At 47.5% G+C, this 14,003-nt stretch carries 18 protein-coding genes and 1 riboswitch; of the genes, 5 read left to right on the top strand and 13 right to left on the bottom strand.

The genetic code is table 11. The features are described from left to right. Positions 1 to 8: 8 nt before the first annotated feature. Both HPY31_RS22390 and HPY31_RS22395 read right to left on the bottom strand, forming a co-directional pair. Positions 9 to 188 carry a hypothetical protein gene (locus HPY31_RS22390; RefSeq protein WP_012684743.1) on the bottom strand — a complete coding sequence of 60 codons (180 nt, stop codon included), beginning with the start codon at positions 186 to 188 and terminating at the stop codon, positions 9 to 11. 21 nt (positions 189 to 209) lie between these two features. Further along, on the bottom strand, positions 210 to 440 hold the full coding sequence (locus tag HPY31_RS22395; RefSeq protein ID WP_012684742.1) for a YneF family protein: 231 nt from the start codon (positions 438 to 440) through the stop codon (positions 210 to 212). Between the two features lie 161 nt (positions 441 to 601). Here HPY31_RS22395 and HPY31_RS22400 point away from each other — a divergent pair, with 161 nt between their 5' ends. After that, entirely contained in the window at positions 602 to 1,369 is a 768-nt protein-coding gene (locus HPY31_RS22400; RefSeq protein WP_172142518.1) for an N-acetylmuramoyl-L-alanine amidase family protein, read from the top strand. Positions 1,370 to 1,383: 14 nt separating this feature from the next. On the opposite strand, the gene prpE is transcribed toward HPY31_RS22400, so the two are convergent. The 7 genes from prpE to HPY31_RS22435 all read right to left on the bottom strand — a co-directional run bounded on the left by prpE (position 1,384) and on the right by HPY31_RS22435 (position 6,924). Then, entirely contained in the window at positions 1,384 to 2,208 is an 825-nt protein-coding gene (gene prpE / locus HPY31_RS22405) for a bis(5'-nucleosyl)-tetraphosphatase PrpE (protein WP_172142519.1), read from the bottom strand. Positions 2,209 to 2,382: 174 nt separating this feature from the next. After that, a complete protein-coding gene (locus tag HPY31_RS22410) occupies positions 2,383 to 3,012 on the bottom strand; it encodes a response regulator (protein WP_016742803.1) in 630 nt (209 codons plus the stop codon). Positions 3,013 to 3,019: 7 nt separating this feature from the next. Continuing rightward, positions 3,020 to 4,168: a sensor histidine kinase gene (locus HPY31_RS22415; protein ID WP_016742804.1), complete on the bottom strand. Its 1,149-nt coding sequence runs from the start codon at positions 4,166 to 4,168 to the stop codon at positions 3,020 to 3,022. 13 nt (positions 4,169 to 4,181) lie between these two features. Beyond that, entirely contained in the window at positions 4,182 to 5,072 is an 891-nt protein-coding gene (gene liaF / locus HPY31_RS22420) for a cell wall-active antibiotics response protein LiaF (RefSeq protein WP_172142520.1), read from the bottom strand. A 14-nt stretch (positions 5,073 to 5,086) separates the two neighbouring features. Then, positions 5,087 to 5,665: a class I SAM-dependent methyltransferase gene (locus tag HPY31_RS22425; protein ID WP_172142521.1), complete on the bottom strand. Its 579-nt coding sequence runs from the start codon at positions 5,663 to 5,665 to the stop codon at positions 5,087 to 5,089. Between the two features lie 94 nt (positions 5,666 to 5,759). Next, on the bottom strand, positions 5,760 to 6,455 hold the full coding sequence (locus tag HPY31_RS22430; protein ID WP_172142522.1) for a PspA/IM30 family protein: 696 nt from the start codon (positions 6,453 to 6,455) through the stop codon (positions 5,760 to 5,762). 64 nt (positions 6,456 to 6,519) lie between these two features. After that, positions 6,520 to 6,924, bottom strand: coding sequence for a LiaF transmembrane domain-containing protein (locus tag HPY31_RS22435; RefSeq protein ID WP_012684734.1), 405 nt, complete (start codon positions 6,922 to 6,924; stop codon positions 6,520 to 6,522). A gap of 319 nt (positions 6,925 to 7,243) precedes the next feature. Next, a riboswitch (cyclic di-AMP (ydaO/yuaA leader) is annotated at positions 7,244 to 7,383 on the top strand. A 4-nt stretch (positions 7,384 to 7,387) separates the two neighbouring features. Between HPY31_RS22435 and HPY31_RS22440 the strand changes: the two genes are divergently transcribed. The 3 genes from HPY31_RS22440 (at position 7,388) to HPY31_RS22450 (ending at position 10,229) form a co-directional block, all read left to right on the top strand. Continuing rightward, positions 7,388 to 7,909, top strand: coding sequence for a C40 family peptidase (locus HPY31_RS22440; RefSeq protein WP_016742808.1), 522 nt, complete (start codon positions 7,388 to 7,390; stop codon positions 7,907 to 7,909). 214 nt (positions 7,910 to 8,123) lie between these two features. After that, entirely contained in the window at positions 8,124 to 8,843 is a 720-nt protein-coding gene (locus HPY31_RS22445) for a response regulator transcription factor (protein ID WP_016742809.1), read from the top strand. Further along, entirely contained in the window at positions 8,844 to 10,229 is a 1,386-nt protein-coding gene (locus HPY31_RS22450; RefSeq protein WP_172142523.1) for a sensor histidine kinase, read from the top strand. It begins immediately after the preceding gene. A 190-nt stretch (positions 10,230 to 10,419) separates the two neighbouring features. Here HPY31_RS22450 and HPY31_RS22455 read toward each other — a convergent pair whose 3' ends face one another. The 3 genes from HPY31_RS22455 to HPY31_RS22465 all read right to left on the bottom strand — a co-directional run bounded on the left by HPY31_RS22455 (position 10,420) and on the right by HPY31_RS22465 (position 13,102). Then, positions 10,420 to 11,760: a cytochrome P450 gene (locus HPY31_RS22455; protein WP_172142524.1), complete on the bottom strand. Its 1,341-nt coding sequence runs from the start codon at positions 11,758 to 11,760 to the stop codon at positions 10,420 to 10,422. Between the two features lie 111 nt (positions 11,761 to 11,871). Next, on the bottom strand, positions 11,872 to 12,435 hold the full coding sequence (locus HPY31_RS22460) for a biotin transporter BioY (protein ID WP_172142525.1): 564 nt from the start codon (positions 12,433 to 12,435) through the stop codon (positions 11,872 to 11,874). A gap of 94 nt (positions 12,436 to 12,529) precedes the next feature. After that, entirely contained in the window at positions 12,530 to 13,102 is a 573-nt protein-coding gene (locus HPY31_RS22465) for a hypothetical protein (protein WP_172142526.1), read from the bottom strand. 155 nt (positions 13,103 to 13,257) lie between these two features. Between HPY31_RS22465 and HPY31_RS22470 the strand changes: the two genes are divergently transcribed. Next, positions 13,258 to 13,563 carry a hypothetical protein gene (locus HPY31_RS22470; protein WP_235442493.1) on the top strand — a complete coding sequence of 102 codons (306 nt, stop codon included), beginning with the start codon at positions 13,258 to 13,260 and terminating at the stop codon, positions 13,561 to 13,563. A 117-nt stretch (positions 13,564 to 13,680) separates the two neighbouring features. Here the strand turns inward: HPY31_RS22470 and yhfH are convergent, their stop codons facing one another. Further along, positions 13,681 to 13,842 carry a protein YhfH gene (gene yhfH, locus HPY31_RS22475; RefSeq protein WP_016742815.1) on the bottom strand — a complete coding sequence of 54 codons (162 nt, stop codon included), beginning with the start codon at positions 13,840 to 13,842 and terminating at the stop codon, positions 13,681 to 13,683. Positions 13,843 to 14,003 lie beyond the last annotated feature (161 nt).

Below are 14,003 nucleotides of genomic sequence, written 5' to 3' on the forward strand. Positions count from 1 at the left end.
CTCTTCCCCTACTCTTGTTTTCTTTTTTTCATACGTAAAATAATGCCGTCAATGAGCAGTCCAATCCCCGCTCCGTAAAAAGGGGCCGCAAACCGAGTTCCTTCAGCAAGCGGCAGGTCTTTCAAGTACACGATAAACACACCGACAATAAAACCGATCATCGTGTAGCGCAGCCGGGTCGCCCCCATCAAACGACACTCCCTTTCACGCTACTTCCCGAATTTATTTGGCATTTTCATGTTTTTCATCGTACGACTCATTTGTTTGAGCTGCTTTTGATTGAGATTCATCCCCATTGAGCGAGCCATGGCTTGAAGCTGCTTGTCGTCCATTTGCATGTTGGACATTTGTTTTTTCAATAAATAAGTCCCTCCATAAAATCCACCAGCGAGACCGATTAACAATGTAACAATTGGAATTACCCAGTTGTACCAAGCCATCAATACATTACCATCCTCTATACGTAATTATGAACTCTTTTATTGTACCATAGTTGAGCTATCTTCTGTAAATTGTGATTAGAAAACTTGGAAAATGAGAACACTGCCCTCAACAACAACCTTGTCTCAAGCATATTCTAATAGCAAGAGGTGAAACAACCATGACTCCAATTGTGATTCTGGACGCTGGACACGGTGGCAGCGATCCAGGCGGAGGTAACAACACGCAATTTACCGAGAAAGATATGAATTTGCAAATATCGCTTTACCAATATAATCGCTTTTTGGCTCTAAATATTCCTGTCGCAATCACACGGACAACCGATGTGACTTTAACAAGTGAGGCTCGGACTGCTCTGGTTCGAAACAGCAGTGCTCGCTACTGCATATCCAACCATATTAACTCAGGTGGCGGCCGGGGCTCCGAGGTCATTTACTCGATTTATGGCTCCCCAACCTTTCCCCAATTGATCCAGGATGCCCTGACAGCGGAGGGGATGCCGAATCGGCGCATTTTTACGCGGACACTGCCAGATAATCCGCGGCTCGATTACTACTTCATGCACCGGGAGACTGGTAGCGTGGAGACGGTCATCGTCGAGTATGGCTTTGCCGACAATGCGTTGGACGCAAATAAACTACAGCAGGATTGGCGAGATCTCGCGGAAGGGGTAGTCCGGGCATTTTGCACGTACGCTAAACTTCCCTACCAGCCCCCTACTTCAACTCCAAAACCTACTTCAGCACCTACCCTTGCTCCCACCACTTCTCCGGGAAACGGCGCTGACTGGAAGCAGGAAGCCGTCAATTGGCTGTATGATCAAGGCTTTTTAACAGACGAACAATGGCGTCAGCAGCCTGACCAACCTCTGCCGCTCTGGGCACATGCTGTCATCCTGAAGCGTTTATTCGAAAAGCTCAAACCGTAACATCACGTCTCCGTTTAATCTTCTGCCTTAAAACGGGTCAGCGGCGTATCCGTTAAACCCGAATAGTTTCTTTTTGCTGGCACACTCACCAATTCGTCCTCTGGGTAGCGGTAGGCGGTTAACTTTCCGCCGAACACACATCCTTGGTCGATGTTGATGGTGCCATTTTTTCTTTTTGGTTCTGGATGCGGATCATGTCCCCATACGATGATGGGCGAAGTCACTTTTCGTTCTTTTGCCCATTCTCTGCGGATCGGGCGCCCATCCGGCCCCGTCCCTGCTACATCGCCATATCGGCAAAACGTGTAGACCGCAGGCGAATCCATCCCTATGTAATCATCGCGAATCCCCGCATGAACGGCGACCGCTACTATTTTTTCATTTTGTTTGATGATCATGTGCGAAGGAGAAGAAAATAGCAATCTACGGCTCTGCTCACGCAGCAAGGAGGCCTTCTTCGGTCCGTATTCTTGCTGATACAACCGAATCTCCTCTTCTACCTTTTCATCTCCATGAGCCAATGTCACTGGTCTGCCATCCAACCATCGGGCTACTTTCCACCCGTGGTTACTATCTACCATTTCAGCCAGGCCTGCCGTGACATGCTGGTGAAAAAATTGCAGCATTTTGATTGAGTAAGGTCCACGACTCGTGATATCACCGAGGGAAAGGAGCTTTCGGCCGTGGGGATGGCGATATGTACCGTCTGGGGCTCGTTCATAACCCAAGCGTTTGAGCAATTCTATAAATTCGTCGTAACAGCCGTGAACATCCCCAACGATATCCACACCATTGTCAGCCGAAAGCACCTTTGAGCGTGTTTGAGGTTTGTGCCTCATAGCCCGTCCCTCCTTTCCGTTATCTCTCATTCGTTACTTACTATCTTTACCACATCTACGAAAAAAACTCACGGTTTGCATACAAGAAAACGGTTTAAACAAGTAAACGCGCGAAAAAGCCCCTGTTTACTGAGGAGCTATTTGGCGCGTTTACTTATATATGATGCTATGTGATTAACCTAAGCTATGAGTATGCACGTAAATGGCCGCTTGTGTGCGATCCTCCACGTTCAGCTTGGCAAGAATGTTGCTGACATGAGTCTTGACTGTTTTGATCCCGATAATCAGCTCATCAGCAATTTCTTGGTTGGACTTACCCTGACCGATCAGCTTCAAAACCTCTAACTCGCGCGGTGTCAGCTGTTCATGGGGATGAGACTCTTGACCGTGACGAAAACGGGCCATGATTTTTCCTGCTACCCTCGATTCCAGAACTGGTTCACCCGCCGCAGCTGAGCGAATTGCTTTTGCAATCTCGGCTGCACGCGAAGTCTTCAGCAAGTAGCTAAATGCCCCCGCTTCAATGACCGGGTATACCTTTTCGTCATCAATAAAGCTAGTCAAGACAATAACCTTACTGGAAGGGCAGCTTTCACGAATACGCCGAGTCGCTTCCACACCGCCGATGCCTTCCATGACCAAATCCATCAGAACGACATCTGGGAGCAGTTCTTGCGTCATTCGCACCCCTTCTTCCCCACTGCCTGCCTCTGCTACGACTTCAATATCGTCCTCTGTAGACAAATAAGCAGCCAGACCCATCCGAACCATTTCGTGATCATCTACCAGTAGTACCCGAATCACCGAGCCTTCACCCTTCCCGTTCCGTCTGTGACACTAGAGGAATTCGCACCTCAATTTGCGTCCCCTTCCCAATCGCCGAGTAAATCTCCATGGAGCCCCCGACCTCTGCTACGCGCTCTTGCATGCTGCGCAAACCGTAGGACGTCATTTTCTCCCCATCCGGATCAAAACCAACACCGTCATCCGTTACTCGCAGGCGAACCTGCTCTTGCAGTGTAAATAGCTTCACTGTAATCTGGGTAGCTCTGGCATGCCGCAATGTATTGGACAAGGACTCCTGCAAAATACGGAACAAATGATCCTCAATTCCACTCGGCAAGCCTTCGACGTCTTCGATCTCCCAAGTCAGCTGCATGGTATTTTTACGCGTCAGCTCATCTAAAAGTTCCAGAATAGCTTCCTTCAATGACTTGTTTTGTAACGTAGCCGGGCGAAGGTGCAAGAGCAATGCCCTCATCTCTGCTTGTGCAGCTGCTGCCATCTCTTCGACCAATTCAATCTGTTGGGCTGCACGCTGAGGATTTTTTTCTACAAGTCGCTTCATCGCCGCAGTCGTCATGGCGATGGCGAAAAGCTGCTGGCTGACTGCGTCATGCAGTTCTCTCGCCAATCTCTGTCGCTCCTCCGTTACTGCTGCATGCTTCAATTGCTCTGCGAGAGCCGCATTGTGGTTCGACAGCCGCTGCAAAGATGCTACTTGCTCTTCCCATTGCGAAGCCAAGCGATTGATCTGCCATCCTAATTCGCCGACTTCATCGACGCCCAATTCGGGAACCCGATACGACAGCATCCCGCGCCCAAGCTTCATGGCAGCTTCCCACAGTACACTGAGTCTCTTTTTCAACAAATTGCCGATGATATAGGAAATGATCAATGCCACTAACACACCTGCCGGCAAAGAAACAACAAAAGCAGCAAGCTGAATCAAGCCCTCTGGATCGGTAGGCAGATTGATGCCAATATATTCTGCCAGCCACTTCACGAGGTTGCGGTCGTTAATTATTTCGTTGTACCACCGATGAATTCCGGGGTGATCTTTCCATAAAAAGTATAGCCAAAAGAAACAAATAAACGCGGCAGTAATTGCACTGACGGCCAGTAACATGCCATAGCGCACGTATTGCCACTGAATACTTGCCAATCGCTGTCGACGCATCCGCCAGTACCTCCTAGATGTACTTGACTTTTATATCGCCGACAAGCAGCGAGATATGCAAGTTTACTTTTTGCAATGCTTCATCATACTGATCAGAACGAATCTTAACACTGCGATTGATCCCCCCCTGCCGGTGGCTTAGCACCTCCAGGTCACCAATACTCAAGCCTGCCGTTACTGATACAGGAAGATCGATAGGCACATAAATCGTCACATCGCCTACCCAGCCCTCTACGACAAGAAACGCCTCATCCCGCATCAACACTGCCCGGGAAAGATCAATCACAACATCCCCGATTCCATGCCAGACATGCAAGTAATTCAGTTCAAAACGCCCGGAAGTCAGGTGGTAATCTCCAATCAGAGAACTGCGGGAATCTTTTGGCAACATGTCGTCAGGTGATGAAGACATCTTTTCGTGATGAGGAATATTGCTACCAACATGCTTCCATTTGTTCCAGCTGTCTTGCCAAGGGCGTGCCGCTGTTGAAACGTTCACTTCATTCGGGACACTCGCATCACTAGTCAAAATCGTCTCCGCAGCAGATGGGGTCCCACTCTCTCCCAATGGTTGATTCACACGCTGATCTCGTTTGCTGTTCTTTCCCCGAATCAACTGAAAGCCGAAATAAATAAACACGATTGGTACTGCAATCTGGAACAAATCATCAATCCCGACACCAAACCACATGTCCGTCGCGATGATGGTCCCCAGGGAGAATAGAATCCCTCCGCCAATCCGATTTTTATTCCCCCACAAACGAAGGCCAAAATAAATAAGCACCATCGGCCACAAATCAAACAGACCGAACGATATGATACCCAAACTGTCTAACAAAAGACCGATTCCCGTAAAAATAATCAGGACACCAGCCAACATTTTGTGCAAACGGGACAGTTTCACAAAAGTCTCCTCTCTCACGCCCCACGCTGATCGTTTTCACTTTGACCATTACGACATGTATAGATGAATGCAGGCGGAATGTTCAACAGGGTAAAGTCGATCTTGACCCAGGAAAAACGATCCTGCAACTCAGCTTGGAGTTGTAGCGAATATTGGAATGTAATAAATAGGCCCCCTGGCTTCAGTACAGATTGAACTTCGTCCAGAATTGCTGCCCGCAGCTCTTGTGGAAAATTGGCGAATGGCAGACCTGAGATAATGACATCTGCACCTGCAAGGTCCTGCTCCTCCAAGTAAGACCTAAGTTTAGTCGCTTCCTCCCTGATAGGAAGATCGGGAAAACGTGATTGAAGCATAGAGCGAAATTGGGAATCTCGTTCCACGAGCACGTACTGTGTGCCGGGATGCAAGCGCTGATAGATCGTTTGGGTAAATGCCCCTGTACCAGGTCCCAGCTCCAGGATCACATCGGTTGAAGCCCAATCGACGCTTTTCAACATTTGCTCACATAAAAAACGAGAGCTGGGGATTATACTACCGACGCGTCCAGGCTCAGCGATAAACCGCCGCAAAAAGACCAAGAAGTCCTGCAAGAATCGTACCTCCTAGGGGAAAAGCAGCCTGATGTACACAGGCTGCCGAATTGACACAATCTATTCTACACCTTGTCCCCCAGTTCCTGTTGAATTAGGATTGTACTGGTTTGGCTAGCGGTGTTTTTACTTCATTAATGGATGCTTTGATGCTGGCAAGTTCTGCATCGAGATCGTCCTTTTCCAGTTCAGACAAAGCGTTCTCCCAAGCGCGATTCGTTTGGCGCCATTGCCCGCTCATTTGCGCTTCTGCTTCCATGCGCATGACTTTCTCTTCCATGCGAGCGAAGCCACGGCCTGCGGACTGATTGCCGATACCGACAACTGCTTGATTGACTTGCTTTTGTGTACGAGCTACTTGTGCACGTGCCATCAGTGTGAACTTTTTCGCACGCATTTTATAGAACTCTTCCTTCAGCTCAGCCAGCTTCTCGCGCATTTGCGTAGCTGACTCGGATGCTGACAGGTAGAGGGTTTCATACTCCGCTGCACGGCCTTCGTACTGCTTCTTGTCAGCGAGTGCCCGACGAGCCAACTCGTCTTCTCCTTCAGTCAAGGCGAGCTTGACTTGGCGATCACGTTTTTCGATCAGAGCATTGGCTTCGTCCAATTGCTGACGGAATTTCTTTTCCAGTGCAACCTGACGGGCAACCGCTACTTCAACTTGTCCGATTTCTACTTCCATGTCACGCATATATTGATTCAGCATCACTACTGGATCTTCCATCGAATCCAATGCATCATTTACCGAAGCTACTGTCAGGTCACGCAAACGTTTAAAGATACTCATTATTTTTTCCTCCTCATCATATCACATCATATTGTTCATCCAAAAGACTCTTGCGACATTGGCGTTACTGTGGGCGTCTTCTTACATCTCTCTCCCAAGTGTCCAGCGTATCTTCCTTTAATACTTTTTGGGCCCATTCACGCTCCCAAGCAGGTGGCGCTTGTTTAGGTTCTTGGCTGGGACGCAGTAAGCGATATCCCAGATAAATCACCCCAATGGCCAGAAGCGCGTGAAACAGTAGGTCAAGCTTGCCAATCAACATCAGGAACCCGAATAGGAAGACCAGGATTCCCCAAAAACGTGAACCGGTTTGTCCCATGATCTTTTTGGCACCGTATATCATGATCACGCCGGGAATGATAAACCCGAGCAAGTCTCCGATATCGATACCCACCAGATCGAGAAGAACCAACCCACCGACTAGCAGCAGAACCAGCCCGAGTAGTACTTTGCCAGACCGTTCGCTCATTACTCGCTTACCTCCATTCGTTTTGCATGTGGTGCTTGTGGAACGTTATGCCCTTATTGTAGCCCTCGGTATAGGCTTCCCATAACGGGCGTGCGGTTGGTTTTTCCCTCCGTCCTTGGACGGAGACATTTTCCTGCCTTAATCGGACGAGCTCTCCCGCAACGCAGGAATAAGCCCACGTCGAAGGGCGGCTTGCACTGTCGAACGAAAACGTTACAGCATTTGACGGTATCTTTGTGACGAATCTGTGAATGAACAGATAAAAAGAAGGAAAAAAAGGACTGGCGTAGAATCTTCGTAAGAGTGCGTGTAAAAAAACATCGAAAAATAGCCGAATTCCGCTTAGCGGAAACGGGGGAACCACGTTTTTGGGGTGAATGGTTGCTACTCCTAGCAGCCTAGGGCGTCCTTTCGACCGAACCCTTCAGCTAACCTCGTAGGCTCACGAAGGGAGCAGTTTCTTTTGCGCAAGATGGTTTTATCTTTATTTATGGCTGGATTGCTTGCTATGGGGGCAGGCGCTGCACAGGCTGCTGAGGAGAATACTCTCAATGAAGTTGTCAGCGACTTGTACGGTACCCCTTACAAATCTTCCGGCTCGTCCAAAAAGGGCTTTGACTGCTCCGGTTTCACGCGCTACGTATTTGATGCGTTAGGTGTAGACCTGCCTCACAATTCTGCTTCCCAGTACGAATTAGGTACAGAGGTAGACAGAAAAGATTTGCAACCAGGCGATCTCGTATTCTTCAATACGAACGGTCACAGCATTTCTCACGTGGGTATCTACATCGGAGACGGCACATTCGTGCACTCGGAATCTGGTCGTGGAGTCGTCAACACCAAGTTGAACGATCCATACTACTGGAGCAAGCGTTATGTAGGCGCCAAGCGTCTCAGTGCTCCTGTTCTAGCGAAAGCAGAAACTCCGAATAAGGAAAAAGCGGTGCAAGCTGCATCGTTGCCGGAAAAACCAGCTAAAAAATAGTCATTCGGCAAAATAATAAAAGCCAGGGACACTACGTCTCTGGCTTTTTCTGACGAAATTTAGTACCTGGTCTAAAGAGGTACCCTCACATATTAGAACAACTTAATAACTTACGGGGTTTCTTCCCCTGATAGGGGCAAAGCATGTTATGATAGACAAGACCCATTCTTTGAGTGGTATTCCTTATTAATAGAAGTAACTGGGGGTTGTTCCGGTGAAAGATCACATTTTAATTGTCGATGACAATCTGGAGATTATTGAACTGCTAGAAGACATTTTGGAGAACGAGGGCTTCAGCGTTTCCTCTGCTGAAAGCGGAGAAGATGCACTCTCGTTGCTCAGCCAAGGTGAGCGTCCCAACCTGATCCTTTTGGATATTATGATGCCCAACATGAGTGGCTACGAGCTCTGCTCTCAAATTCGCCGTGAGTGGGATTTGCCTATACTGTTTCTCAGTGCAAAAGGAAAAGCGGTAGATAAGGTAGTCGGCTTTGAAATCGGTGCAGACGATTACATCACGAAGCCTTTTGATACAGAAGAGCTGCTCGCTCGCATTCGTGCCCACCTTCGTCGCTATGAGCGCATTCGTAGGCATACCGAAGAGCAGCCTGAGAAGGAAACGGCCTCTTCTCCAATTACGGTTTTGAAATTCAAGGACTTGGAAATTCATAAAGAAACGTATTCCGTATATGTATGTAACCAAAAGATCGAGCTCTCTACCAAGGAATTCCAACTACTCACCTTCCTCGCAGAAAATGCGGGCATCGTCTTTACAAGAGAGCAAATTTATGACCGTGTTTGGGGATATGGTTATGGCTCGCTCAATACAGTGACGGTCCATATTAAAAACCTCCGTGAGAAGCTGGAAACAGAACGTCAATTCATTAAAACACAATGGGGGACAGGCTACGTATTTATCGGGGAGAAGCTTTAAATGAGCTTGCGCAATAAAATTTTTCTCTCCTTCATTGCCTTGCTCACACTCAACATTTTGTTGTTTAAATTTGTTTTTCAAGACATTATTGTCGCTCAACTAAAAAATGACCGGCATAATCAGTACCAGGCTGAGAAGGAAGCCGCTGAGAAGGTCATGCTCAATCAACTGCTTCTCGTCAGTAATTTCAAGGACCCAATCGAACGCATGGAGCTTGAAAAGCAGTTGCCAGACGACGTGATGTACCGCATGCTCGTGAAGGATGCCAACGGAAACACTATCTACAGCAAAACATCAAGCGCTTATAATTTAAAAATGCCTTCCCCCTCCTCATCAAGCCGTGGCGATTCTGCTAAGCAAAATGACCTCAAAGTGGTCGCTGAGTACCATTTTCAGCAGGAGCCACCGCGTACAGGTGAGATCGTTGTTTATTTCTACACGGATGATTACGACATGATGGCTACGACAGGGGTTTCCATGATGCTTTGGTTTATTTACGGAAGCATTAGTCTGGTAGGATTGGTACTGCTCGCTTTGTTCGTTCGCTGGATACTACGGCCAGTTAACGAACTATCGCGCGTCACCCAAGAAATCCAGGAAGGGAAGCGGCTGGTCACATTTACGTATCGATCGCATGACGAATTTGGACAACTCTTTCGATATTTCGGGGAAATGGTGGATGAGCTTCGCTTATCGGAAGAAAGACAGGCTGAAATGATTGCTTCGATCGCCCACGACTTCCGTACACCTCTCACCACGATCAAAGGGTATGCCTCATATATCGGCTCTGGTCGCGTGACAGATATGACCAAAATACAGAAACAGATGGGCAAGATCGAGCTAAAAACGACGGACTTAGAAAAGCTGCTGGACGAGCTGCAGGACTTCACCACGCAAAGCTCCGAAGTTCGACTCAGTATCAACCGCATTCATGTCAAAAGCTTCTTGCGAGGAATCATTGAGGACTATTTGCCAAGAATCAAAGAGGCAGGCCTCACGTTTCAATGGAAGCTGCGAATCTCCAATGAACTGCACATCGAAGCGGATGAGACCAAGCTGCGCCGTGTCATGGAAAATTTGTTGAACAACGCCATTCACTACAACAAACCGGATGGCTCCATTTACCTTACTTGTGATCAGCGAGAAGGACATGTCCTTTTTACTGTAATCGACAAAGGAGAAGGAATCGCTGCTGAAGACTTGACGAAGATTTTCACCAAGTTTTATCGGGCGGAAAAATCACGAAATCGCAACAGTGGCGGTACAGGTTTAGGCTTAACAATTTGCAAAAGCATCGTCCGACTTCACGGCGGAGATCTGATGGTAAACAGTGAATTGGGAATGGGAAGCAGTTTCTCCTTCACCATCCCCTTCTTCCATGGGTAGCTTTCACAAGCTACCCTTACTTTATATAGATTTATTCTCAGTTAATTATTTCTTTATATTTTACTTGTAAAATCATTTTTGTAAGCATGTTGCTTTCAGTGATAAATAACCCCCAGTTCGGTATCTGACACAATCGGCGAAACCGTATTGATAAGATGCCTCTTTTTTTGTCCTCGACTTCCATTTTTTTCTATCTCTTCTCTAAACGCATAGACAGTCCGTTCTTGGGACGCAAGGTGACCAATGGTTCGGGCTCCACTACCTGGTTCGGTTCAGCCAGTCGTAGTCGATATCGCTGTGCAATCGTCGCCAGTAGCAAAGCTGCCTCCATCAAAGCAAAGTTATTCCCAATACAAACACGAGGCCCGCCGCCAAACGGGAAATAAGCATAGGCTGGATTTCTTTTTAAGAGGTCGCTGTCAAAACGCTCTGGAATGAATTCTTCAGCCTGCTCATAATAGCGTGGGTCACGGTGCATGACATATTGGCTCATCATCAGTGTTTCCCCAGGCTTGTACGTGTGACCGCCGATCTCAACCTCATCTACCACTTCCCGGTTAATCGTCCAAGCCGCAGGATAGAGCCTTAGCGTTTCCTGTACAATGAGATTCGTATACTTCAGCTGCGGAAGGTCTTCGACTGTCGGCAGCTTTTCACACAACACGGTCGACAGCTCGTCATGCAGCTTTTTCTCCACCTCAGGATGAGTAGCCAGCAAATAGAAAATCCACGACATGGTATTCGCAGTCGTTTCATGGCCAGCTACAAAAATGGTCATGACCTCGTCGCGCACCTGCTCGTCTGTCATTCCCTCCCCATCATCCTCATCACGCGCAGCCAAAAGCATCCCCAACAAGTCCTTGTGCTCTTCTCCTTCGCTATTACGCCGCGCTTCGATCAAGGAGTAGATCGTTTTGTCCAGCAGCTCACTCGACTCCAGAAACTCCCGATTGCTTTTAGTAGGTACGGACAACGGAATGTCGATAAAAGAGGAGCCTTTGTTTGCCACATATTTCAAACCGACATCAATGGCATGTCCAATCTGATCGGCGCCTTCCTTGACGGTTTTACCAAACATCGTCTCCGTAATGATCGCAAGCGTTACTTTCATCATGTCCGAGTGAATATCGCGCAGCTCCCCGGTTTTCCAATCCGACATGAGATCAACTGCTTGCCGGACCATCACGTCTCCGTAGGTGGCAATGCGATCTCGATGAAAAGCTGGCTGCATAAGCCGCCGTTGTCGCAAATGCTTTTTTCCTTCACTGGTGAGAATTCCATCTCCTACAACAGCTCGCGCAACCTGTAGTCCTTTCCCTTTTCGAAAATGCGCCTGCTTGCTGACCAAAACCTCTTTGATGTGATCCGGATTCGTTAACAGATAAATATGGCGGGAAGGACCGAAGCGAAAATGGACGACTTCTCCATGCTCTTCTGCCGCGTCGCGGATGAACTGAAGCGGCGATCGGCGAAATGCCATCAAGTTCCCTGAGATTGGAAGACCTTTTGGGCCAGTGGTCGTGATATTCATGCGTCTCCTCCTTTTTACATACAAAATCCTACCGATAGTATCTGGCACGTTAAGGAGATTATGCGAAAAAAAACCACCCGAACTTCGGATGGCTGGACGAAATCATTTTGTTTATCGTGGAACAGGCTGATCTGTGCGCAACAGACGAGAAGCAATCAGTCGCTCGCGTACCTTGATGCCAATCAGAGAAGCCAGAACTGCTTTGACAACCCCTACAATGAGGAAAGGCGTTACACCAAAAGCGACAGCTTTATCCCAAGGAATGTCCATGACGTATTTGAGCTGTACAGCACCAAAAGCGAGTGTGACAAACATGCCAATGATATTGGCGATGATGGCGTTTTTCAAGGTGAATCTTGTTTTCTCCAAGTAGAGCCCAGTCACATAAGCGGTTGCAATAAACCCAAATATGTACCCGCCGGATTTTCCAACCAATATTTGCAATCCGCCTTTTGCCTCGCTGAATACAGGCAATCCGACTGCACCGAGCAAAACGTAAATAACCAAAGCAAGTGTCCCGTATCGTTTTCCCAAAATAGTCGCCGTCAGCCCTACCGCTAACGTCTGCGCGGTAATCGGAATCAACGGCAAGGGAATCGTCACCTGCGACAATACCGCAGTCATTGCAGCAAAGATAGCAGAGAGCAATAGCCATCTCAAGCGTTCGTTTCTCATGCGTACTAGCCTCCGTTTTGTTAACTAAAAATAATATAAGGTTAACAAAATAATAATACGCATCTGCCCTTTTGTAAATCCCCGTTCTGTCCGCTTACCTTTTTGCTTGTTGATTCATGTATAACTGTAGCTTTTGAAGTGACTGAACGGTATGATCGATTAATTCGTTCAAGTCATCGATGTTGCCCTCATCAATTTTTCGATGAAAGTCCAGCGTCACCTGATTGATTATTTGCTTCGGCGGCCAATCGATTCGATGCTCTTCTAGCTTAGCCGATACTTTCTGTGTAATATACGGTCGCTGCCCCCAGATGTCATTGAGAATCGATGTGATTTCTCTCGCTTCTGCGGGCACATCTCTGTAATTTTCCATCTGCAAGAAAAAATGGATACAAATCGTACATCCGATATGATCTGTTAATGGCTGTTCTAGCTGCTCAGCTGCAATATCAGCTAACTGAGTACGAAGCTGCATCTCAGCACGGACAGCTGTGGTATGCTCATGTTGATCAGCCAGTTTGAACTCGATCTGAAACTGTCGATGGAACGTAGCCATATCCATGACATCCGAACGGTTCGTAATCGTGATTGCCCCTTCGAAGTCCCGGTCGTATACCGCACCTTCCAACACAACCCTGATATTGTCAAAAACAAGTGGATGAAACATCTCGCGCCCTCCTTTTCCCAGGCATTCCGGCCCTTTCTTTTACAGTATATAGCATGCCTGCTTTCTCCTTGTTTTGCAAGCAGACCGACTTCCCCATGGCGGCGTCTTCAGGAGAATGGTACCATGAGAGTGATCCAACCTTTGAGGTGACAGCCATGTTTTTAATCGGAATTCTAATCGTTGTAGCAATCCTTGGTGAAATTATTCATCGTTTGAATCCATGGAAAAAGCCAGAACCTGCATATGAGGATCTCGTCGCCCAAATCAAACGGGCAGACTGGTACCAGGAGCTTTCTCGTGATCAGGCATGTCGTTACGTTCTCGACAACGATCCGCATGTCCAAGCCTACTATGCGAGTACGTATGAAGCCAAACGTCTCCTTACACAGGAAGGCTTTCAATTGGGGCTGATTGATTACGTCAAGCAGGAAGCTGCAAAGCACGCCGATAAACCGCGCTGACATGCGAAAAAGCCGTTGTTATGGAACAGCGGCTTTTTCTTTGAATCAAAAAACAGGTATACCTGCCATGGCTCATGCCCTGTGGTATACCTGCTTTATCCAGTATTTATGCTCAACTTAGCGTTTTTGATGATAGTATTTGTAAGCGTCAAAGGATGCTTGCTCTTGGCAAGGTGCGCATTCTGTTGCATACGATTCAGCTTGTTCGTGGATCGTCTGACCGCAAGCAGCACAGCATTTTGCTTCGAGATTGCGAAAGAAAGAAGTAATTGGCGTCATGATTAAACCCCCCGTGTGTTATTATCTGTATTGTATTACAACAGTATCTGTTTTATAAAAGTTTGTTATAATACATTACGCCGATTTATCTTTCTCTCTCGCTCATTCTCTCTTTATTGCTCCTTTTTTCGCTGTATTCATACATTTTTGCAAATTCCGCA

Source organism: Brevibacillus sp. HB1.3 (genome assembly GCF_013186635.1).
Lineage (GTDB): Bacteria > Bacillota > Bacilli > Brevibacillales > Brevibacillaceae > Brevibacillus > Brevibacillus brevis_D.